Raw genomic sequence first — 22,328 nt, forward strand, 5'->3', positions numbered from 1 at the left:
ATGCGTGCACGCGATATCGCGATGAACCTGCCGACCGTCCGCACCAGCGACCCCGTCGCCCGCGCGGTCCGGCTGATGGTGGTCAACCGGTTGCCCGGTCTGATCGTCGTCGACGAGATGGACCGGCCGGTGGCGGTCCTGCCGGGAACCCAGGTGCTGCGCCTGGCGATTCCCGCCTCCTATCACGACGACCCCACGCTGGTCCGCACGATCGACGAGGTGCACGCCGACCTGTTCTGGCAGGAACCCGGCAGTCTCACCGTCGGCGACTGTCTGCCCGACGGCGCGAGCAAGCCGGTCACCGTCACCCCCGACGCGACCCTGCTGGAAATCGCGATCCTGATGGCGCGCAAGCACAGTCCGCTCATCGCCGTGGTCGACCGCTCGCGCACATTGCGCGGCGCGATCACCCTGGAACGGTTGCTGACCAGCCTCGCTGTCGTCGGCCCCGGCGACTGAACGCCACACCGCGCATGGCCGCAACTCTTGCCGTCATCATCTTCGTGGTCGCCTTCTTCTTCATCGCCACGGAGAAAGCCGACAAGGTCAAAACCGTCCTGATCGCCGCGGGGGCAATGGCCTTGCTCGGCCTGATTCCTGGCGATGAAGTCTTCTATTCCGCCCACGAGGGCATCGACTGGAATGTCATCTTCCTGTTGCTCGGGATGATGATCATCGTCGGTGTCATCAAGCAGACCGGGTTGTTCGACTACCTGGCGATCTGGTCGGCCAAGCGGTCTCGGGGCAATCCGTACCGCCTGATGGTGATGCTCATGCTGATCACCGCGGTCGCCTCACCGTTCCTCGACAACGTCACCATCATCATGCTGGTGGCACCGGTGACATTGGTGGTGTGCCGCAGGCTCGGTATCGCCGCGCAACCGTTCATCATCGCCGAGGTTCTCGCGTCCAATATCGGTGGTGCCGCCACGCTGATCGGCGACCCGCCCAACATCATCATCGCCAGCCGGGCCGGGTTGAGCTTCAACGACTTCCTCGTGCACATGGCACCGATCGTGGTGATCACCTTCGTGTTGTTCGTCGCGCTGACCCGGGTGTTGTTCCGCTCGGCGCTGCGCACCGATCCCACCTCGGTCGACGCGGTGATGTCGCTGCAGGAACGCCGCGCGATCCGCGATCCGAAACTGCTGGTGCGCTCGATGATCGTGCTGACCGGTGTGGTGATCGGCTTCTGCCTGCACAGCGTGCTGCATGTCGCGCCGTCGGTGATCGCGCTGGTCGGCGCGGGCATCATGGTGCTGGTTTCCGGTCTCGATATCGGCGACATCCTGCAGGAGGTGGAGTGGCCGACGCTGGTGTTCTTCATGGGCTTGTTCGTGATGGTCGCGGGCCTGGTACACACCGGGGTGATCGCCACGATCGGGGACGCCGCGACCGGGTGGGTCGGCGACAACTACTTCCTCGCCGCGACCGCGCTGGTCTTCGGTTCGGCGATCCTGGGCGCGTTCGTCGACAACATCCCCTACACCGCGACCATGGCGCCGGTGGTCGAAGACCTCGTCGCGGGCGCACCGGATCCGGCTACCGGGCAGTCACTGTGGTGGGCATTCGCTTTGGGCGCCGACTTCGGTGGCAACGGCACGGCGGTGGCGGCCAGTGCCAATGTGGTCGCCCTCGGGATCGCCGCCCGCGCGGGGCAGCGGATCACCTTCTGGCAGTTCACGAAGTACGGCATGCTGGTCACGCTGCTCAGCAGTGTCATCGCCTGGATCTACGTCTGGATCCGCTACTTCTGAGTCCCGCGACGGTTCTCATTCGACGTGCCCGGTGACGATGCGATGGATGAGGCGGGCGGCGCTGCGGGCGGTGCGGTTGTCGATGTCGAGGCGGGGGTTGAGTTCGGCGACATCGACAATCGCGAGTTTGCCACTGGCGGTGACGCGGTCGCAGGCGGACTGGATCGTGGCCAACGCAACACCGTATGCCGCGGGGGCACTCACGCCGGGAGCGACGGACGCGGGGAGGACGTCGAGGTCGATGGTCAGATACAGCAGGTCGATCCCGACCAGGAAGTCGTCGACGAAGGTGGCGACCCGGTTCGGCTCGCAGTCGTCGTCGAGCAGATAGCGCACCCCGAAGCTGTCCGCGGTGTCGAACAGGATCCTGGTGTTGCTCGGCTGGCTGATCCCGATCACCGCGTACCGGACGTCGGTGTCGGTCTCGACTATCTGCCGGAACGGGGTGCCGGAGCTGGGCGCGGGATCGGGACGCAGGTCGAAATGCGCGTCGAGATTGAGGATTCCGACGGTGCTGCCCGGAGTGCGGCGGGCAGCACCGGCCAGCCCGAGGTAGGTGCCGTAGGCGACCTCGTGACCGCCGCCGAGCACGACCGGGAACGCGCCGTCGTCCAGTAGTGCGGACACCGTCTCGCCCAGTCGGCGCTGACCGTCCTCCAACCGGTCGTCGGTGACGGCGATCGTGCCCGCGTCGAAGGCTCGCAGTTCCGTGGCGAGCGCCATCGGTGCCAGCGCGCGCCGCAGCGCGTCCGGCCCCTGCGCTGCTCCGAGGCGGCCCTTGTTCCGGCGCACCCCTTCCTCGCAGGCGAAACCGACGAACACGCATGCCCCGGGGTCGTTTCCCGGCTCGTACGGCGTGACGATCTGATGCCAGCGCAGATGCTCGGGCGTCGTGCCGTCCACGCGACCGGTCCAGGCGGAATCGGAACTCACTGCGCCACACCTCGATTCGACACCACGAGCAGGCCGTCACGCCACACCTGACTGACTATGGGAACGCCGGGGCGGTAGGCGAGATGCAGGTGCGACGGGGCGTCCAGCGCGATGGCATCGGCCCGGAAACCGGGGGAGAGGGCACCGATATCGGTGCGCCGCAACGCCTTCGCGCCACCCGCCGTCGCGGCCCAGACCGCTTCATCGGGCGTCATGTGCATCTCCCGGACGGCCAGCGCGATACAGAAGGGCAAGTTCGTCGTGTAGCTGGTGCCCGGATTGCAGTCCGCGCCGAGCGCGACGGTGACCCCCGCGTCCAGCAGCGCCCTGGCATCGGGATAGCTGTTGCGCGTACAGAAGTCGGCGCCGGGCAGCAGCGTGGCCACCGTCTCGCTGTCGGCGAGTGCGGCGATATCGGCACCGTTCACATGCGACACATGATCCACCGACGCGGCACCGAGCTCGACGGCCAGCCGCACGCCCGGTCCCTGATGCAGCTGATTGCCGTGTACCCGCGGCACCAGCCCGTGCGCGATCCCGGCAGTGAGCACGGCATGCGCCTGATCGCGGTCGAAAGCGCCCTGCTCGCAGAACACATCGATCCACCGGGCGTACGGCGCGCACCGCGGAATCATCTCCTCGCACACCATCGTCACGTATTCGTCGGCACGACCGGCATATTCGGGTGGCGGTACATGGGCGGCGAGCAGGGTCACCTCGTCGGTGAAGCGGGCCGCGATCTGTACGCTGCGCAGTTCGTCCGCGACGGTCTGCCCGTAGCCGCTCTTGCATTCGACCGTGGTGCTGCCCGCCCGCAGCGACTCGTCCAGCAGCCCGCGCACGGTCGCCGCGAGCTGCTCGTCGCTGGCGGCCCGGGTCGCCTCGATGGTGGTGCGGATGCCACCCGCCGCGTAGGGGCGACCCGCCATCCGGGCCGCGAACTCCTCGGCGCGATCACCCGCGAAAACCAGGTGCGAATGCGATTCGACGAATCCCGGCAGCACCGCGCGTCCGGCGAGATCGAATCCGGTGTCGGCGGCGGGTGCGTCGGCACTGTCACCGACCCACGCCACCCGCCCGTCGTCGATGACGAGCGCGGCCTCGCGCCGGATCCCCAGCGGGCCGTCGCCCAGCGCCGGGTCGTTGGTGACGAGGGTGCCGATATCGCTCAGCACGGTGGTTGGCACGGGTGAGTCCTCCTAGCTGCGGGTATCGAGCATGGCGGTGCGCGCGGGGTAGATCATGTGCACGGGCGGATTGCTGGTGCGTCGCGCGATCGGTCCTCGGATGTGCCGGTGCGTGTCATTACGGCCTCTTTCTGCGGTGACGCCGTGGAGCGCGGCCGGGCGAATGTGCGCCAGGTCACGTAGGATAGGTATAGACCTGTATAGACAAGAACGTCAAGCGGCGGCAGTGAAGGGAGAAGCATCGTGAGCATCGACTCGGATCGGTCCGTACCGGTCGTCGTCGGCACGGGTCCGGTATCGCCACCGGACGTGGTGCGGGTGGCCAGGGATGGTGCCGAGGTGGTGGTCTCGGATGAGGCTGTTGCCGCCATCGCGGCGAGTCGTGCGCTGATCGAGGCGCTGGCCGCGGATCCGAACCCGGTGTATGGCGTGTCGACCGGGTTCGGTGCGCTCGCCGTCCGGCATATTCCGCAGGAGTCGCGTAAGCAATTGCAGCGCAGTCTGATCCGTTCGCATGCGGCCGGTTCGGGTGCCGAGGTGGAGCGGGAGGTGGTGCGCGCGTTGATGGTGCTGCGCCTGTCTACGCTGGCCACCGGCCGGACCGGCGTGCGCCCGGTGGTCGCGCAGACCTATGCCGCGATGCTGTCGGCGGGCATCACTCCGGTGGTCTACGAGTACGGCAGTCTCGGCTGCTCCGGGGATCTCGCGCCGCTGGCGCATGTCGCGCTGGCCGCGATCGGGGAGGGCACCGTGCGGGATGCGAACGGTGTCCTCGGGCCTGCCGCCGCAGCCATGGCCGTCGCCGGGATCGCCCCCGTCGAACTCGAGGAGAAGGAAGGCCTCGCGCTGATCAACGGCACCGACGGCATGCTCGGCATGCTGGTGCTGGCCTGCCACGACCTGCGCGCCCTGCTGCGGCTGGCCGATGTGACCGCGTCGATGAGCGTGGAGGGTCTGCTCGGCACCGACAAGGTCTTCGCCGCCGACCTGCAGGCGTTGCGCCCGCAACCGGGCCAGGCGATCGCGGCCGCCAATATGGTGCGCCTGCTGGCTGATTCGCCGATCGTCGCCAGTCACGCCACCCCGGACTGCGCTGTCGTGCAAGACGCCTACTCGTTGCGCTGCGCACCCCAGGTCGCCGGCGCGGCCCGCGACACCCTCGACCACGCCGAACGCGTCGCCGCCTACGAATTGGCCAGTGCCGTCGACAATCCCGTCGTCACCCTCGACGGCCGCGTCGAATCCAACGGCAACTTCCACGGCGCCCCCGTCGCCTATGTCCTGGACTTCCTCGCCATCGTGATCGCCGACGTCGCCTCGATGAGCGAACGCCGCACCGATCGCTTCCTCGACAAGGCCCGCAACCACGGCCTGCCCCCGTTCCTGGCCGACGATCCCGGTGTCGACAGCGGCCACATGATCGCCCAGTACACCCAGGCCGCCATCGTCTCCGACCTCACACGGCTGGCCGCGCCTGCCTCGGTCGATTCGATCCCGTCCTCGGCCATGCAGGAAGACCACGTCTCGATGGGCTGGTCCGCCGCCCGCAAACTCCGCCGAGCCCTCGACGGCCTCACCCGAGTCCTGGCCATCGAAGCCCTCACCGCGGCCCGCGGCCTCGACCTGCGCGCACCGCTCGTCCCGGCACCCGCCACCGCGGCCGTGCTCGCGACGCTGCGCGCCGAGGTGCCTGGCCCCGGCCCGGATCGCTACCTTGCCCCCGAGATCGAAGCGGCGGTGCGGTTGGCCGGCTCCGGTGCGCTGCTGGCCGCCGCTGAGGCCGTGACCGGTCCCCTCGGCTGATTGCCGGAGCGTGCTGACCCCGTGCGGGCCGATGCGCATCGCGCCGATCGCCGCGCGGCGACCGGCAGCGCGGACGTGAGATCGCTACGCGTGCAGCTGTTCTGCCGGTTGGACCGCGGTGAGTCCGCGCAGCGACTCCGGCACCGGGCTCTGATGCAGGACGCCGAGACGTTGGGTGGCGCGGGTCAGCGCGACGTAGAGTTCGGCGGCGCCGCGAGGTCCATCGGCGAGAATTCGCTGCGGATCCACGACGAGTACCGCGTCGAACTCGAGGCCCTTGGTCTCCGACGCGGGCACCGTGCCCGGCACGCCCGGCGGACCGATCACAATGCTCGTCCCCTCGCGGCCCGCCTCGTCCCGGACGAATTCCTCGATCGCAGCGGGCAGTTCGTCGGCAGTGAGCAGACGGGACCAGGGTGCGACACCGCAGGAGCGGACCGAATCCGGGGGCCGCACATCCGGCGCGAACTCGGCGAGCACGTCGGCGGCCACGGCCATGATCTCCGCCGGGGTGCGGTAGTTCACCGTCAGGGAACGGTAGATCCAGCGGCCGGGGACGTAGGGCTCCATCATCGTGGCCCATGAGGTCGCGCCCGCCGCGGACCGCCGCTGCGCGAGATCGCCCACGATGGTGAACGAGCGGCTCGGGCAGCGGCGCATCAGCACCCGCCAGTCCATCTCCGACAGTTCCTGGGCTTCGTCGACCACCACGTGCCCGTAGGTCCAATCACGGTCCGCCGCAGCACGTTCGGCGAGTTCGCGGGTGTCGCGCTCGAGGAAGCGTTCGGCCAGGTCTTCGCCGTAGAGCATGTCCTGGGCCAGCAGATGGTCCTCGTCGTCCATCAGGTCCTCGCGGCTGATCAGGGTGTCGAGCACACCCGCCGCGTACTCGGCCTCGGCCTTGCGTTCTCGCTCGGCGGAGTCGTCGGCGGCCTTGTCGCGGCCGAGCAGGTCGGCCAGTTCATCGAGCAGCGGTACGTCCGACACCGTCCACGCACCACCGTCGGCCCGCCACAGCGCCTCGTCCACGCCCGCCGCCCGAAGCCGATCGTGGGACGAATACAGCTGGGACAGCACGGTTTCCGGCTGCAGAATCGGCCAGCACTGATCCAGCGCCGCGGTGAACTCGGCATTGTCGGCGAGCTCGCGGACCAGGTCGGCGCGCAGTTGTTCCCACGCCTCGGTGTCGTCACGAGTCAGCCAGCCCTCACCGATCCGGGCGATCGCGCGTTCGGTGAGGACATAGGTGATGATCTCGGCGAACACCGCGCGCGCCTCGTTGTGCGGCCGGCCGCTCTCCCGCGCCTCCTGCCTGGCCCACTCCGCGGTCGCGGCGTCGATCCGCACCGTCACGTCGGTCAGCGCGATCGTCAGGGGCTCCTCGGGCAGGCGCTGTCGATCCGCGATCGTCGCTGCCAGGACATCCAGGATCCGCAGCGAGCCCTTGAGCCGGGCTGCTTCGGGGATGTCCTCCGCGGTCGCGTGCAGCCCGGGGACGAGATCGGCGGTGGTGGCGAACACGACATTGGTCTCGCCGAGCGAGGGCAGCACATGGGCGATGTGATCGAGGAAGGCCGGGTTGGGGCCGACCACCAGCACGCCCTGCCGCTCCATCCGCCTGCGCTGGGTGTAGAGCAGGTACGCGACGCGGTGCAGCGCCACCACGGTCTTCCCGGTGCCGGGACCGCCCTCGATCACGGTCACGCCGGGGTGCTCCAGACGGATGATCTCGTCCTGTTCGGCCTGGATCGTCGCGACGATGTCACGCATCCCGTCCCCGCGGGGCGCGTCGACCGCGGCGAGCAGCGCGGCGTCGGTCCCGCCCTCGCTGCCGTCCGGGCGGCCGAGCACCTCGTCGGTGAAATCGACCACCTGACGTCCCCGGGTATGGAACTGGCGACGCCTGCGCATGCCCTCCGGGTTGGCCGCGGTGGCGACATAGAACGCGCGCGCCGCGGGTGCCCGCCAGTCCAGGAGCAGCTGTTCCAAGTCGTTCGACTCGTCGAACAACCCGATCCGGCCGATATAGGACCGCTCGCCCGACGCCGCGTCGAGCCGGCCGAAACACAGTCCGTTGTCGGCCACGTCGAGGCGCTGTACCTCTTTGCCCAGCGCCCGCACCTCGTTGTCGCGCTCCATCGGGGAGTCGCCCTTGGAGCGCAGGGCCGCGCCGTAGCGGCCCTTCACCCGTGCCCGCTCGGCATCGAGCCGCGCGTATAACCCGGCGACATAGCCTTGCTCGGACCGGCGTTCCTCTTCGTACCCGTGCGCTGACATAGGCCCCTAACTGTACTTTTCCGCTGCGACCGGATGATTGTGCAGCACCAACGGGGCCTTGCCGCAAGTCCCCACATGCGCTATATATTGAAAGTGGAAAGAGCCCCGGCTATGCCGGGGCTCTTGTCATTTCCGGGCCGGTCAGCCTTCTCGCATCGGAATGCGTACCCCACGCTCGCGCGCTACCTCGGCCGCGTGTTCGTAACCCGCGTCGACGTGGCGCATCACACCGCTGCCCGGGTCGTTGGTCAGCACGCGCTCCAGCTTCCGGGCGGCCAGCTCGGTGCCGTCGGCGATACACACCTGACCCGCGTGGATCGAACGTCCCATCCCGACTCCGCCACCGTGATGGATCGACACCCAGCTCGCCCCGGACGCGGTGTTGAGCAGTGCGTTGAGCAGGGGCCAGTCCGCGATCGCGTCGGAACCGTCGGCCATCGCCTCGGTTTCGCGGTAGGGCGAGGCCACCGAGCCGGCGTCGAGGTGGTCGCGGCCGATGGCCAGGGGAGCGGACAGCTCGCCCGAGGCGACCATCTCGTTGAATTTCAGGCCGGCGCGGTGGCGTTCGCCGTAGCCGAGCCAGCAGATCCGGGCCGGCAGACCCTCGAACCTCACTTTCTCGCCCGCCATGGTGATCCAGCGGCGCAGGTGTTCGTTGTCGGGGAACAGTTCCAGGATCGCGCGGTCGGTGGCGGCGATGTCGGCCGGGTCGCCCGAGAGCGCGGCCCAGCGGAACGGACCGAGGCCCTCTTCGAAGAGCGGGCGGATGTAGGCGGGAACGAAACCGGGAAACGCGAAAGCCCGGTCGTAGCCGCCCTTTCGGGCTTCGTCGCGGATCGAGTTCCCGTAGTCGAACACCTCGGCCCCGGCGTCCATGAATCCGACCATCGCCGCGACATGGGCGGCCATCGACGCCTGCGCCTCGGTGGTGAACCAGGCCGGGTCCTTCTCGGCGAGGGTGTGGCAGTCTTCGAGTGCGACCCCGATCGGCAAGTAGCACAACGGATCATGGGCTGAGGTCTGGTCGGTGACGATATCCATCGGCGCACCCATGGCCAGCAGCTCGGGGAACACCTCGGCGGCGTTGCCGACCAGGCCGACCGAGAGCGGCTTGCGCTCGTCCCGCGCGGTGATGGCGAGATCCAGTGCCTCCCGCAAGGTTTCGGCCTTCGTGTCGAGGTAGCCGTGGGCGATCCGCCGATCGATCCGCGCGGGATCGCAGTCCACGCATAATGCGACACCGTCGTTCATCGTCACCGCGAGTGGCTGCGCACCGCCCATCCCGCCGACGCCCGCCGTGAGCGTGATCGTGCCGGCGAGAGAACCACCGAACCGCTTGCGCGCCACCGCGCCGAAGGTCTCATAGGTGCCCTGCAGGATGCCCTGGCTGCCGATGTAGATCCACGACCCGGCCGTCATCTGCCCGTACATCATCAGCCCCAGCTGCTCGAGCTTGCGGAACTCTTCCCAATTGGCCCAGTCGCCGACGAGATTCGAATTCGCCAGCAGCACCCGCGGTGCCCACTCGTTGGTGCGGAACACTCCGACCGGCTTGCCCGACTGCACCAGCAAGGTCTCATCCGAGGCGAGGGTCCGCAGCGTTCGCACGATCGCGTCGAACGCTGCCCAACTGCGCACCGCCCGCCCGGTGCCGCCGTAGACGACCAGGTCATCGGGGCGTTCGGCGACCTCGGGGTCGAGGTTGTTCATCAGCATCCGCAGCGCGCCCTCCTGCTGCCAGCCGAGAGTCCGCAGCTCGGTGCCGCGTGGAGCGGACACGGGACGTGGGCCGGAGACAGGCTGTGTCACGTCGTTCATGCAGCCAGTATAGTCCTGTATATACAAGCGATACCGAGATTCGGGCGCGACGTATTCGCTGGGCGAGGCAAGGAGATATTCGGTGGTGGCGATCGAGGTAATCGATGCGGAGCTCGCCGCGTTGTACGGCGAGCTCGGCAACGAATTCGCGGCGTATGAGCGGGTGAAGCAGCTGATCATGGCGCAGATCAAGTCGCGACGGTGGAACGCGGGGGAGCAGATCCCGTCGGAGAACCAGTTCGTCGCCGCCCTCGGCCTGTCCCGGATGACGATCAATCGCGCACTGCGTGACCTCACCGCCGACGGTGCGCTCACCCGGGTGATGGGCGTCGGCACGTTCGTCGCGGCGAGCAAGGCCACCTCGCCGCTGTTCGAGGTCCGCAATATCGCCGACGAGATCACCGGGCGCGGACACCGGCATCGCACCGAAGTGGTGTTCGTGCGCTCGGAGGTGCCGGGCGAGGAGGAACTCGCCAGTGCGATGGGCGGCAAGGTATTCCACTCCCTGCTGGTGCACTTCGAGGACGGTGTGCCGATCCAGCTCGAGGACCGCTACGTCAATCCGGCGCAGGCACCCGACTACCTGACCCAGGACTTCACCGCCGTCACCCCGAACAGCTACCTCAGCGAGGTCGCGCCGCTGCTGCGCGGCGAGCATGTCGTCGAGGCGGTGCGGGCGGCTCGCGAGGAGTGCGCGCTGCTCGGCATCGACGCCGACGAGCCGTGCCTGCTGATCCGGCGCCGCACCTGGTCGTCGGGTGGGCTGGTCAGCGTGGCACGGCTCGTGCATCCCGGTTCGCGAAATCGTTTGGAGGGCAGCTTCGGTAGCGAACCGAGCTGATTTCGCGTCGAGTGTCGGTGGCTCGCAGCAACAGTGCGCCGTCGACTCGAAATCGCCGTAGCCGCGGGACAATTGCGCGATGGCAATCCGATCAGGGAGATAGTCGAACTGATCCGTGCGCCGTTGCATTACCGGCTACTTGTCGGCGGCAATGATCTCGCCGAAACGTCAGCCGTTGTCGAGTTCATTCACGATGGCCTGTGACCCGCACAATGAGAACGATAGGCGAGTGCGGCCGACCCCTGAAATTGTTATCCGATCTAAATGGAATCCAGGCATAGCAAATTCATAGCTACCCAAAAAATAGTGTCTGAACTGGGTATACGTCTGATAGGTGGATCGAGTTCAGTTTCGGGTTATCACTGTTTCGTGACGAAGTACGCGCTATGCCGGATCGGGGCTGTACGTTTGGGGCTCGAGAGTTTCGCTGGGTTCCATTCAGGTAACGGAGAGGGCGGAAATGGCTACAGTCACGCAGCCGTCGGGGCCGCACACCATGATCTCCCGACGTAGTTTCTCCGCAGCGAAACCGGCGATGGCTCCGGCGAGTCTGGTGACTCTCGGGTTGATCTTGCTGATCCCCGTGTTCATCACGGCGGGGCCGATCTTCGCGTTGGCGTTGATCGCGCGAAATAACGGTGTCGGGTGGTCCGGCGGGGTGGTTTTCGGGGCGATCGCGGCCTGCGTCGTGATGTCGGTGCTCGCCTCGGCGTGGGCATTCCGCCTGGCATGGCGGCGCGGCTGCGCCACCACGCAGCACCCGTTCGGTTCTTCTCGCTTGCGGTAGGAGGTCGACCAATGCAGACGCACCGACACCCGGCGGCGCCGCTCATCGAACCGCCCGCGGCCACCGCTGCCGACGAATGCCGCCGCCTGCGGATCGTCGCCCGGATCGAGTCGCCCCACCTGTGGGACTCGACCGCCGCCCGCTTGCTCGACTGCGCGCGTCGGCGCTGGCAGGGCAGACGTGATATCGCCGATCACCCGGCGTTGCGCCGCTGGTCGCAGATCCAGGACTCCCAGCAGCGGCCCGAGCAGCCCTGCCTGCGCACGCTTTTCGCTGCCTTCGCCTCGGGTTCGCTGGTCGGCGGAGATCCCTGCGCCGACCTGGCCGCCGCCGTCATGCTCCTGTCGAGCTGCCCGGCCGACGCGGTCCAGCAGGCCGACCCGCTCAACGACCAACGCACGGTGCGCTTCTCGGTGTACGCCTACCGCGAAGACGACCTCCCGCTGGCCGAAGACTTGATCACCACCACCATCCACGCCTGCGGCACCTTGCTGGCTCGCCGCTGCACGATCATGCACCCGCCGACCCGTTCCTCGGCTTCACTCGTCGACCACCCGACCCCGGACCTACTGGTCCTCGGCGGCCTCGGCAGCACCGCCGCCCGCTGACCCCTCTGGTCAGCGCGGCGCGAGCGGGGGGATGCCCGATTCTCTGCGCGGTCGACGACGGACTGCCGCGATTTCGCACCTTTTCACTTCGCACTGCTGTGCCGCAGTGTGTTGCTAGCGAAACTAACAGTGCTGCAACATATTTGAACGCCACACCGAACGCGATATCGGATCGTCGTGGGACCTCCGGGTCGGTTCCCGATCGCGCCTCGGCTCGCGAGAAGGCGCTCCGGATTGTATGGTTCTGACGGAGCTGCACCGTCACCGAAGCTGTTGGCGATCTGGCAGATCATGTCACTCTGGTCCTGATCCCGTGTGTGCCAACAACATTGACGTGGTGTGGTTGCTGCGCGACCGCGTGCCTGTCGACCCCGCGCATCGCCGGACGACCCTGAGGTCGTTTCCCGGCGATCTATGAGTTCATGCCCAGATGTCCCGCGATGACGCGGAAGCCGTTGTGGTGCAGGTGATTACGCCGCGCAATGGAATCGGAAACCCCTCCGCTGCCGCTGTGGTTCCCGCTCATCGACTTCGTAAACCGTTGTGATGCAGCACAATTGCGCGAACACAACTTGGAACATGTTGGAATGCTTGACATCTCGAGCTTCCTACAGAAAACTACCCGTCGGTAGCCAGCGAACGGGACGCTCGACCCCGTCGGCTGCGAGAGGTGACTCCCTACGACTGCCCCGCCGGAATCTCCGTCAACCCGTGTCCGGCCGTCGCCGGTGACCCTCTCCGCATCGTGACCACACCAAAGGAGCTCAGCGCTATGGATAATCCCGCGCTACCCGCAGCACAGCACTCGGGTGACCAGCACTCGGGTGACCAGCACTCGGGCGACCGAGTGGTGGTCATGCCCAGACCGGCCGGACCGGTCGAGCAACTGGCGTTGGTCACCGAACGGCTGCGGGAACTGCTCATCACCGGTGAAGACTTCGACGCGATCTACACCCACATCCTGGCCGCTCCCGGCAAACGCGTGCGGGCACGGCTCGTCCTGGCCTGCGCCGGCCTGCTCCCCGATGCCGCCGACACCGCGGTCCCGCTGCCTGACGCCGTCGACCTGGCCTGTGCGATGGAGATGCTGCACGAATCCTCGCTGGTCCACGACGACATCTGTGACGGCTCACTGCTACGCCGCGACGCACCGTCGGTGCCCGCCGCGTTCGGCGTGCGCACCAGCGCCCGCGCCGGGTTTCACCTGGCAGGCGCCTCGATGCAGGTGGTCGCCCGGGTGCTGACCGACAATCCCGAGATCTTCGCGCGGGTCGGTGAGGCACCCGGCATCACCTACGCGGATCGGCTTTCCGACCTGTCCTACGGTCAGCTCATCGAGACACTGCCACCCTCGATCGACGAGGTGGCGCTGCGCCGCCACTACGAACTCGTGGCCGGGGCCAAGACCGGCACCCTGTTCCGCCTGTCGTGTGCCTACGGCGGCACCGCGGGCGGCGTCGATCTCGATCGGCTCTACGCCCTGATGGAGTACGCCGACCAGCTCGCGCTCGCCTTCCAGATCATGGACGACGTGCGCGACATCGAAGGCGGCCCCGGCCTCGGCAAGGACGCGGGCGGTGACCTCGAACGCCGTGTGCCGACCTGGCCGGTCATCGAATGGCTCGGTGCGCGCCCCGGCGCCCGTGAAATGTGGCTCGACGCGGAGATTTCCAGCGCGACACTGCAAGCAGACCTGGTCGACAGCGGCGCGACCAAAGCCGCCCGCCTGGTCGCGATGGACGCCACCGAGAAGGCCACCCGCGCCCTGGATGTCTTCCCACCTTCCCTCGCGCGCGACGACCTGCGCGAACTCCTCCAGCAGGTGATATCCCGATGAGCACAGCACGACTTCCCCTCCTGATCCGCGGACTGCGCAACCTGCGCCGCGCACCGGATCTGGCCGCGCTGCGGGCCGCGCGGTCGCCGCGGGAACTGGCCGCGCTCGCCCTGATCCCCGCGGGCCGCAACCTGGGTATCGCCGTCGGCCTGCTGCCCGCGACCTTGCGCGCCGAAGCCACGGCCGCGCTGCTCGCCTGTCGTGTGCTCGACGCATTCGAAGATCTCAGCGACCGCGCGGTAGCGAGCGGTGCCGTGCTGTCGGCGGTGGACTATCTCAACGGCACCAGCGAGACTCTCCCGCCACCGCTGCCCGCGCTCGAGGGCAAGATCCGCGACAGCGAAGCGGTCGACCGCGTGCTCGCCGAGCGCATCGCCGACATCAGGGCACTGCTCACGGCGTTGTCCGCACAGGGCCGCGAGCGCGTCGGCCACGTGCTCACCGATGTCGGCCGGGTCATGGCCCGCAATATCGACGCGCCACTGACCCGCGTCGCCTACAGCGAGGGCGTGCTCGGCCGGATCACCCACTACGCGTGCGCTCTGGTCGCCGAAGATGTTCTGCCCGAAGCGGATCTGCGCGAACTGACCGCCTGTGTCGCCGTGATCGCCCAATCGGCCAACGACCTGCGCGACAACGAACTCGCGATCTACGGCGCCGCCGACCGTGAGGAACTCACGCGCATGGTGATGCTGCGCCAGCTCACCCCCGCGCTCGGCGGTTTCGCGCTGCTGGCCAAGCTCGGCCCCGGCACGCCGAGCCTGGGCGCGCGGGCGGCGATGGCGTACATGACGATCACGACCTCGGCGTTCCTGTGCGGTGCCGTCGACGCGCCCGCGCCCTTCCGGCGCCCGGTCGCCGCGGCCACGCTGGCCGCCGCCTCGCCGGCCTACTGGACCACGATGCTCGAGCGTGTGCGCCGCAGTGGCGATGCCGCGATCCATCAAATGCTCGACGCCTCACCGGATTTCACCACCGGCTCGGCCTCGGCGTCGCAGGTGCTCGCTGCGGGCGATCTCGCCTCGACGGAGACCTCGCTGATGCCGCTGATCGTCGACACCACCTTCGCGCTGGTGCACACGCTGCCCGAAGGCCGCTTGACCGGCGAACTCTCCGATTCGGCGATCCGCACCATGATGATCGCCGATCACCTGGCCTTCGGTGCCATGGAGCGGGTGCCGAGCCACGAACCCGACGCGATCCGGGCGCTGGCCACACGGCTGCAGCTCGCCGCTCTCGACAACAGCAGCCACCAGTAGTCGGGGAACACCTCCTCGATGATCGTCACTACTAGCGAAGGAGCTCTCCCATGAGCACCGGAACGCCCGTCGCGCCCACAGAGAAACCGCCGTTCAGCCGGCGCGTGTTCAAACTCGAGCACGCAGCCAACGTCGGCCCGCTGCTCCACATCGTGTTGTGGATCGGCATGACCTCGGCCGCGCTGTTCGTGCCGGGCACCTCGACCTGGTACCTCGCGGTGCCGCTGATCATCGTGCTCTCGCTGCTCAACCTCTCGCTGACCATCGGTGTGATGCACATGCACACCCATCGCCCGCTGTTCGTGTCCAAGTTCCCCAACCGGGTGGTCGACATCCTGTGCTGCCTGCCCGGCAACCTGACCGCGGCCGAGATGCGCGAGGTACACGTACTCAACCATCACCGGTTCAACGACGGCCCGGGTGACGTCACCGCGACCACCGGCATGGACAAGGGCATCGGTGCCATCTGGTACTGGGTCCGCTACGGCATGGTCGTCAAGATCCACACGGTGCGCACGGTTTTCGCCGCGAACCCGGCGCCGCGCCGCCGCAAGACGCGCCACCAGTTCATCTTCGACCTGGCCGTGTACGCGGTCGTGATCGGCTCGGTCTGGTACGTCGCCGGCTTCGAGAAGTTCGTGCTCTTCTACTGGGTCCCGTTCCTGATCACCCAGGTCAACGCCGGCTACTTCGCCTGGCTGAGCCACGCCCCCGCACGCGGATTCACCGATGAGCCGAGCACCTCGCTGAACAACGCGGGCAACATCCTCAACTTCTTGATCTTCAACCAGGGCTACCACAGCGTGCACCACCGCTACCCCGGCATCCACTGGAGCCAGATCCCCGACAAGCTCGACTACATGCGCGACGTGAACCCCGGGGTCATCGTGCCGTATTGGATGGTGGCGCAGTCGGGTTGGCGTCTGGTCGTGCCCGGCGGCTTCCTCAACGAGGGTTACGGCAACAAGTGGAAGGCGCGTCTGGAGACGCGTTTGGCAGCGGGCACCGTTCGTTCGCGTTTCCTGCCGTGGTTCGCATGGATCTGATGACACCCCAGCAGGTTCGGGGTGTGGTGAAAACCCCCTCGCGGCTCGTCCCGTTCCTGTTCTCCTTCGCCGTCTACGGTTTCGCGGGCATCACGGTGCCGCTGATGCTGCTGTTCGCGGGCGGCTGGTGGTTGCCCAAGACCGTCGACAAGGGACCGCACCTGTCCGCGGTCCCCGCGATCGCGATCGACCTCGTGCTGCTCGCGCTGTTCGCGCTGCAGCACTCGGGGATGGCCCGGCCCTCGTTCAAGGCATTCATCACCCGCTGGGTGCCCGAGGCGCTCGAGCGGACCGTCTACATCATCGGCGTGTGCCTGGTGATGTGGGTGATCATGCTGGCGTGGCAGCCGGTGCCGCACGTGCTGTGGTCGGCCGACGGTGCGCTCGGGGTGATACTCGACACCGGGTTCTGGATCGGCTTCGTGCTGGTCTACGCGGCTACCTTGCTGCTGAACCACTTCCACCTGCTCGGCATCAGTCAGGCCTACCGCCAGTACGTGATCCAGGTACCGGACGCGACGGTCGACCGTCTGCAGGTCAACGGCGTCTACAAGCTGGTTCGTCATCCGTTGATGACCGGCCTGCTGGTGTCGTTCTGGTTCGCGAGCGAGTTCACCGTGGGGCATGTGGTGTGGGCGCTCGGGCTGACCGGGTACATCCTGCTCGGAACCTACCTGGAGGAGCGCGATCTCATCGCTCGGTTCGGTGCGTCCTATCGCGCCTATGCTGCGCAGGTGCCCGCGTTCTTCCCGTCCGTGCGGGCCATTTTCGGTCGATCGACTCGGTAACCGGTACGGCCGGGCCGAGTCTGGAGAGGAATCGTCGTGAACAGTCCCGTTCGAGAACGCACTGAACACAGCTCCGCAGCGACCGGCCCGGTCCGTGGCGTGGGTCGGGCCCACGCCAAGGCGATCCTGCTGGGTGAGCACACCGTGGTACACGGGACGCCCGCCATCGCTTTCCCGCTGCCGACCTTGTCGGTGCGGGCGATCGCGCGTCCCGGTACGCCGGGTGCGGTCATCGATGTTCCCGAAGGACAGTTCGGGTTCGTCGCGGGCAACCCGAATGCCGCGGAGCACACGTTGTCCGGGCCGCGCGTCGCGGTCGAGGAGGCGTTGCGGCGCTGGGGACTGACCGGGCATATCGCCGATGTGGTGGTGGAGTGCGATATTCCGCTCGCTCGTGGGCTCGGATCGAGTGCGGCCTGCGCGGGTGCGGCGGTGCGCGCGGTCGCCGATCTGCACGGCCGGACCGTCGATCCCGCCACGCTCTACGAACTCGTGCAGTGCGGTGAACAGGTCGCCCACGGCAGGGCCAGCGGTATCGATGCGAGCGCGGTGCTCGCCGACGGCCCGGTCCTGTTCCACGAAGGAACCGCCACCGCACTGGATATCGGTGTCGACGCCGCCCTGGTGATCGCCGATACCGGGGTGCCCGGGTCCACGCAACACGCGGTCGCCGGGGTGCGCCGCACCCTCGAGCGTGATCCGCGGTCCGCGCGGGCGCTACTGGCCAGGGCGGGTGAGCTGATCAGCGGTGCCGCGGCGGATCTCTCGGCCGGGCACGCGGCCTCGCTGGGCCGGGCGATGCTCGACTTCCAGAACTTGCTGACCGAGCTCGGCGTGAGCACCCCCCACATCGACACCCTGGTCGCCACGGCGCTGGACGCGGGCGCCTACGGCGCCAAGCTCACCGGCGCCGGCCTCGGCGGCTGCGTCCTCGCGCTCACCGAAACCGGCGACGCGCGTACGGTGAGTGCCGCATTGCGCCGCGCCGGTGCGGTACAGACCTGGACGGTCCCCACCCGCAGCTTGCGTTCTGGCGCGCAGTCCCTATCCGTCTCGACATCGGAATACGGTGCCAACCAATGACTTTCACTCCCGCATCACCCGCTGCCACCGAACGTGGCGCCGTGACCGGGCCGTCCGCCGAGGCTGTCGCGGTGGCGTATCCGAACATCGCCCTGGTGAAATACTGGGGTAAGCGGGACGAAGAACTGTTCCTGCCAGTCACGGGCAGTCTGTCGATGACGCTCGATATCTTCCCGACCACCACGTCGGTGCGGCTGATCGATGGACCGGCCGATGTCGTGGAGTTCAACGGTGTCGCGGCGAGCGGTGCCGCCCGCGCCCGCATCGAAACGTTCCTGGATCTGGTGCGCGCCAAGGCAGGTCGCGGCGACCGGGCGATGGTGGTGACGTCCAATGCCGGGCCGACCGGCGCCGGTCTGGCCTCCTCGGCGAGCGGCTTCGCTGCCCTGGCCGCGGCCGCCGCGGCCGCCTATGCGCTCGACGTCGACCCTCGCGCGTTGTCGCGGCTGGCCCGGCGCGGCTCCGGCTCCGCCTCGCGCTCCATCTTCGGTGGATTCGTCGTCTGGCATGCCGGTGACGGGGAAGGTGAAGCGGGGGACCTGAGTTCGTACGCGGAGCCGATCGGCGGCGACGAACTGGACCCCGCCCTGGTAGTCGCCGTGGTGAACCAGGGCGCGAAGGCAGTCTCCAGCCGTGTCGCCATGCGCCAGACCACCGCCACGTCACCGTTCTATCGTCCGTGGGCGGAATCATCGGTGCTCGATCTCGCGGAGATGCGCAAAGCCGTGGCGCGGCAAGACCTGCCCGCGATCGGGGAGATCGCCGAGCGCAATGCCCTCGGCATGCACGCCACCATGCTCACCGCCCGCCCCGGAATCCGGTACCTGTCACCGCATTCGATCGCCATCCTCGACGCGGTACTCGCGCTGCGGGCCGACGGGATCATGGCGTACGCCACGATCGATGCAGGCCCGAATGTCAAAGTGCTGTGCACCCGCGCCGACGCACCGCAGGTCAACGCCGTACTCGACGGCCTCGGCGACTTCGTCACCACCAGGACCGCGCACATCGGTCCCGGCGTGTCCCTGACGACGCCCGCCGCAGCGGCGGCGGCTCCTGCGGCGGGTGGCGATCGATGATCAGTTGTCGCGCCTCGGGCAAGCTCTTCATCGCCGGTGAGTACGCCGTTGTGGAGCCGGCACACCTCGCGGTGCTCACCGCGGTCGACCGCTACGCGACCGCCACGGTGACAGCGGCGGATCCGGGCGAGGACGTCATCCTGTATTCGGATCTGGACGGCGGCATCACATTGTCCTGCGAGCGTCACGGTGACGAATTGTCGCCCACCTCCGATGCTGTTGTGCCAGCGGCCTTTTCCTACGTATTCGCGGCAGTTTCGGTGGTTCACCGGCTGCTCCTGGAACGGGCGATCCCCCTGTCCGCCTTCCGTCTGAGCGTCACCGCCGACCTCGGTGACGCCGACGGCCGCAAGTTCGGCTTGGGGTCCAGCGCGGCCGTCACGGTGGCGACCGTCGCAGCCCTCGGGCAGTACTTCGCCCTCGGGCTCGATCCCATGGACCGGTACCGGCTGGCCATGCTCGCCACGATCGCGGTCAACCCGCGCGCCTCGGGCGGCGATGTCGCCGTGAGTACCTGGGGCGGCTGGCTCGCCTACCGTTCCCCGGACCGCGCGCAGGTGGCTGCCTCGCTCGCCCGCGACGGCGTCGAGGCAACCCTGCGTTCACCGTGGCCGGGCCTGTCGGTCCGTCCGCTGCCCACCCCGACCGAGCTCACCGTGCAGGTCGGCTGGACCGGGAACCCGGCCTCCACGCCGGCACTGGTCGCCGGACTCGACGGTGACCGCACCACCTTCCTGGCGCACAGCAACGACTGCGTCGAACGACTCGTCGCCGCCATCGAGGCCGACAACTCCCAGGCCATGCGAGTCGAAATCGACAGCGCGCGAGCACTACTCGTCGATCTCGATGCGATGTCCGGTCTCGGCATCATGACGCCGCGTCTGCACGCGCTGTGCGACGCGGGCGCCGCGGTCGGCGCCGCGGCCAAGCCGTCGGGCGCCGGTGGTGGTGACTGCGGGATCGCGCTCATCGAACGCACCCGTCCCGCCGCGATCGCCGAACTCACCGGCCGCTGGATCAGCGCGGGAATCCGCCCGCTGCCCCTGCGGACCCACCCAGTCGAAGGGGGCCACCGATGATCGCCGATCGCAAGGACGACCACGTCCGCCACGCGGTGAATCACCAACGCCAGGCCACTGGTAGCAGTGACTTCGACTCCGTCACTTTCGTTCATCACGCCCTCGCGGGCATCGACGCAGGCGAGGTCTCTCTCGCGGTGAATGTCGCCGGAAAGCAATGGGACACACCACTGTTCGTCAACGCGATGACCGGTGGCAGCGCCAAGACCGGCGAGATCAACCGCCAACTCGCCATCGCCGCCCGCGAGACCGGCATCCCCATCGCCTCCGGATCGATGAGCGCCTACTTCCGTGATCCGTCGGTCGCGGGCACCTATCGCGTGCTGCGGCAGGAGAATCCGCACGGATTCGTGATGGCCAATGTCAACGCGAACGCGACCGTCGACGAGGTGCGCAGCGCCATCGACCTCCTCGAGGCCGACGCGCTGCAGATCCACCTCAACGCCGCGCAGGAAGTGGTCATGCCCGAGGGCGATCGTTCCTTCGGGGCATGGCCGCGCCGGATCGAGGAAATCGTCGCAGCTACCGCCGTCCCCGTCTTCGTCAAAGAAGTCGGGTTCGGACTGAGCAGGCAAACCGTCACCTGGTTGCGGGACGCGGGCGTCTCGGTGGCCGACGTGGGCGGCCGCGGCGGTACCAATTTCGCTCGTATCGAGAACGATCGGCGGGCAGGCGGCGACTTCGGGTTCATCGAGAGCTGGGGCCAGTCCACCCCGAACTGCCTGCTCGACTGTTCGGGGATCCCCGGCATCGATATCGCCGCCTCCGGCGGCATCCGCTCACCACTGGACATCGCGCGCGCACTCGCGCTGGGCGCCGACGCGACCGGTGTCGCCGGCGCGTTCCTGGAAACCCTGGTGAGCCAGGACACCGCCGCCCTGGTCGACAAGATCGGGACCTGGCTCGACCAACTGCGCACCATCCTCACCGTGCTCGGCGCCCGCACCCCAGCGGATCTGGTCGGCGCCGACCTGCTCATCACCGGCGATGTCGCGAGCTTTTGCCTGCTTCGCGGTATCGACGCCGCAGCACTTGCCCACCGGAGCCCCTGGTGGCGTGAATCCGAAAATCGAGAAGGAGCCACCCATGAATGACATGTCGTACGCGGCGGTGCCGCTGCAATGGGTGGGACCTGTGCGCATTACCGGAAACGTCGTCGACGATGCCGTCGACGTTCCCCTCGCCACCTACGAAACCCCGCTGTGGCCCTCGGTCGGGCGCGGCGCGCGGATCAGCACCCTGGCCGAGAAGGGCATCGTCGCGACCCTGATCGACGAGCGGATGACCCGCTCGATCCTCCTGGAAGCCGACGACGCCTACACCGCCTACACCACGGTCCAGCAGTTAGAAGGCCGCATGGCCGAGCTCCAGGAGGTGGTCGCGGGCAGTAGCCGTTTCGCCCGGCTCATCGACCTGCACCACCAGATCGCGGGCAACCTGCTGTTCCTGCGCTTCGAATTCACCACCGGTGACGCCTCGGGCCACAACATGGCGACCCTGGCCAGCGATCACCTGATGGATCACATCCTGTCGACCATGCCCGGTGTGCGCTACGGCTCGATCTCGGGCAATTACTGCACCGACAAGAAGGCCACCGCGGTCAACGGCATTCTCGGTCGCGGTAAGAACGTGATCACCGAACTGCTCGTTCCCCGCGAGGTGGTCGAGCAGCGGCTGCACACCACTGCGGCGCAGGTGGTGCAGCTCAATATCCGCAAGAACCTGATCGGCACCCTGCTGGCGGGTGGAATCCGTTCCGCCAACGCGCATTACGCCAACATGCTGCTCGCGTACTACCTGGCGACCGGTCAGGACGCCGCCAATATCGTCGAAGGATCCCAGGGCATCACCCATGCCGAGGATCGCGACGGTGACCTCTACTTCTCGTGCACCCTGCCCAACCTGATCGTGGGCACGGTCGGCAACGGCAAGCACGCGAGTTTCGTCGACGAGAACCTGGAACGCCTCGGTTGCCGCGAAGACCGGCAGCCCGGCGAGAACGCCCGACGCCTCGCGGTGATCGGGGCGGCCACCGTGTTGTGCGGGGAGCTGTCGCTGATGGCGGCACAGACCAATCGCGGTGAATTGATGCGTGCCCATACCCAATTCGAGCGGTCCACCACGAGCAACGGAAGCCCACGATGAC

Annotated in this window: 20 protein-coding genes; 15 read left to right on the forward strand and 5 right to left on the reverse strand. The window is 67.9% G+C overall.

Features of this window, described 5'->3' with window-relative positions:
* Window positions 1-459, forward strand: a complete 459-nt coding sequence (locus ACFXKN_RS20045) for a CBS domain-containing protein (RefSeq protein ID WP_378966269.1) — start codon at window positions 1-3, stop codon at window positions 457-459.
* 14 nt (window positions 460-473) lie between these two features.
* A complete protein-coding gene (locus ACFXKN_RS20050) occupies window positions 474-1,757 on the forward strand; it encodes an ArsB/NhaD family transporter (RefSeq protein ID WP_378966262.1) in 1,284 nt (427 codons plus the stop codon).
* A gap of 15 nt (window positions 1,758-1,772) precedes the next feature.
* Here the strand turns inward: ACFXKN_RS20050 and hutG are convergent, their stop codons facing one another.
* Window positions 1,773-2,690 carry a formimidoylglutamase gene (hutG, locus tag ACFXKN_RS20055; RefSeq protein ID WP_378966257.1) on the reverse strand — a complete coding sequence of 306 codons (918 nt, stop codon included), beginning with the start codon at window positions 2,688-2,690 and terminating at the stop codon, window positions 1,773-1,775.
* Window positions 2,687-3,877: an imidazolonepropionase gene (hutI, locus tag ACFXKN_RS20060; protein ID WP_378966248.1), complete on the reverse strand. Its 1,191-nt coding sequence runs from the start codon at window positions 3,875-3,877 to the stop codon at window positions 2,687-2,689. Before hutI ends, hutG begins: the two co-directional genes overlap by 4 nt.
* Window positions 3,878-4,120: 243 nt before the next feature.
* On the opposite strand from hutI, the gene hutH reads away from it, so the two are divergent.
* Window positions 4,121-5,680, forward strand: coding sequence for a histidine ammonia-lyase (gene hutH, locus ACFXKN_RS20065; RefSeq protein WP_379433566.1), 1,560 nt, complete (start codon window positions 4,121-4,123; stop codon window positions 5,678-5,680).
* Window positions 5,681-5,764: 84 nt separating this feature from the next.
* Here the strand turns inward: hutH and helR are convergent, their stop codons facing one another.
* Window positions 5,765-7,957, reverse strand: coding sequence for an RNA polymerase recycling motor ATPase HelR (gene helR / locus ACFXKN_RS20070; protein ID WP_379433567.1), 2,193 nt, complete (start codon window positions 7,955-7,957; stop codon window positions 5,765-5,767).
* Between the two features lie 141 nt (window positions 7,958-8,098).
* The gene (hutU, locus tag ACFXKN_RS20075; protein WP_379433568.1) at window positions 8,099-9,775 is read right to left on the reverse strand and encodes a urocanate hydratase; all 1,677 of its coding nucleotides are present in this window, start codon (window positions 9,773-9,775) and stop codon (window positions 8,099-8,101) included.
* 85 nt (window positions 9,776-9,860) lie between these two features.
* Here hutU and hutC point away from each other — a divergent pair, with 85 nt between their 5' ends.
* Complete coding sequence (hutC, locus tag ACFXKN_RS20080; RefSeq protein WP_378966207.1) at window positions 9,861-10,616, forward strand: histidine utilization repressor; 756 nt, start codon at window positions 9,861-9,863, stop codon at window positions 10,614-10,616.
* Between the two features lie 33 nt (window positions 10,617-10,649).
* A complete protein-coding gene (locus ACFXKN_RS20085; RefSeq protein ID WP_378966196.1) occupies window positions 10,650-10,820 on the forward strand; it encodes a hypothetical protein in 171 nt (56 codons plus the stop codon).
* 234 nt (window positions 10,821-11,054) lie between these two features.
* Here the strand turns inward: ACFXKN_RS20085 and ACFXKN_RS20090 are convergent, their stop codons facing one another.
* On the reverse strand, window positions 11,055-11,366 hold the full coding sequence (locus ACFXKN_RS20090; RefSeq protein WP_378966188.1) for a hypothetical protein: 312 nt from the start codon (window positions 11,364-11,366) through the stop codon (window positions 11,055-11,057).
* A gap of 48 nt (window positions 11,367-11,414) precedes the next feature.
* Between ACFXKN_RS20090 and ACFXKN_RS20095 the strand changes: the two genes are divergently transcribed.
* The 10 genes from ACFXKN_RS20095 (at window position 11,415) to ACFXKN_RS20140 (ending at window position 22,327) form a co-directional block, all read left to right on the forward strand.
* Entirely contained in the window at window positions 11,415-12,011 is a 597-nt protein-coding gene (locus tag ACFXKN_RS20095) for a hypothetical protein (protein ID WP_379433569.1), read from the forward strand.
* 772 nt (window positions 12,012-12,783) lie between these two features.
* Window positions 12,784-13,848 (forward strand): polyprenyl synthetase family protein, encoded by a 1,065-nt coding sequence (locus ACFXKN_RS20100; protein WP_379433570.1) that lies wholly within the window; start codon window positions 12,784-12,786, stop codon window positions 13,846-13,848.
* On the forward strand, window positions 13,845-15,107 hold the full coding sequence (locus ACFXKN_RS20105) for a hypothetical protein (RefSeq protein WP_379433571.1): 1,263 nt from the start codon (window positions 13,845-13,847) through the stop codon (window positions 15,105-15,107). Before ACFXKN_RS20100 ends, ACFXKN_RS20105 begins: the two co-directional genes overlap by 4 nt.
* Window positions 15,108-15,157: 50 nt before the next feature.
* Window positions 15,158-16,153 (forward strand): fatty acid desaturase, encoded by a 996-nt coding sequence (locus ACFXKN_RS20110; protein WP_379433572.1) that lies wholly within the window; start codon window positions 15,158-15,160, stop codon window positions 16,151-16,153.
* Window positions 16,144-16,941, forward strand: a complete 798-nt coding sequence (locus ACFXKN_RS20115) for a methyltransferase family protein (RefSeq protein WP_378966151.1) — start codon at window positions 16,144-16,146, stop codon at window positions 16,939-16,941. Before ACFXKN_RS20110 ends, ACFXKN_RS20115 begins: the two co-directional genes overlap by 10 nt.
* 36 nt (window positions 16,942-16,977) lie before the next feature.
* A complete protein-coding gene (gene mvk / locus ACFXKN_RS20120) occupies window positions 16,978-18,024 on the forward strand; it encodes a mevalonate kinase (protein ID WP_379433573.1) in 1,047 nt (348 codons plus the stop codon).
* Window positions 18,021-19,103, forward strand: coding sequence for a diphosphomevalonate decarboxylase (gene mvaD / locus ACFXKN_RS20125; protein WP_379433574.1), 1,083 nt, complete (start codon window positions 18,021-18,023; stop codon window positions 19,101-19,103). Before mvk ends, mvaD begins: the two co-directional genes overlap by 4 nt.
* Window positions 19,100-20,182 carry a phosphomevalonate kinase gene (locus tag ACFXKN_RS20130; RefSeq protein ID WP_379433575.1) on the forward strand — a complete coding sequence of 361 codons (1,083 nt, stop codon included), beginning with the start codon at window positions 19,100-19,102 and terminating at the stop codon, window positions 20,180-20,182. The genes mvaD and ACFXKN_RS20130 overlap by 4 nt, the downstream gene beginning before the upstream one ends.
* Window positions 20,179-21,276: a type 2 isopentenyl-diphosphate Delta-isomerase gene (gene fni / locus ACFXKN_RS20135; protein ID WP_379433576.1), complete on the forward strand. Its 1,098-nt coding sequence runs from the start codon at window positions 20,179-20,181 to the stop codon at window positions 21,274-21,276. The genes ACFXKN_RS20130 and fni overlap by 4 nt, the downstream gene beginning before the upstream one ends.
* Entirely contained in the window at window positions 21,269-22,327 is a 1,059-nt protein-coding gene (locus tag ACFXKN_RS20140; protein ID WP_379433577.1) for a hydroxymethylglutaryl-CoA reductase, read from the forward strand. Before fni ends, ACFXKN_RS20140 begins: the two co-directional genes overlap by 8 nt.
* Window position 22,328 lies beyond the last annotated feature (1 nt).

The sequence above is a fragment of the Nocardia sp. NPDC059195 genome (assembly GCF_042754695.1).
Lineage (GTDB): Bacteria > Actinomycetota > Actinomycetes > Mycobacteriales > Mycobacteriaceae > Nocardia.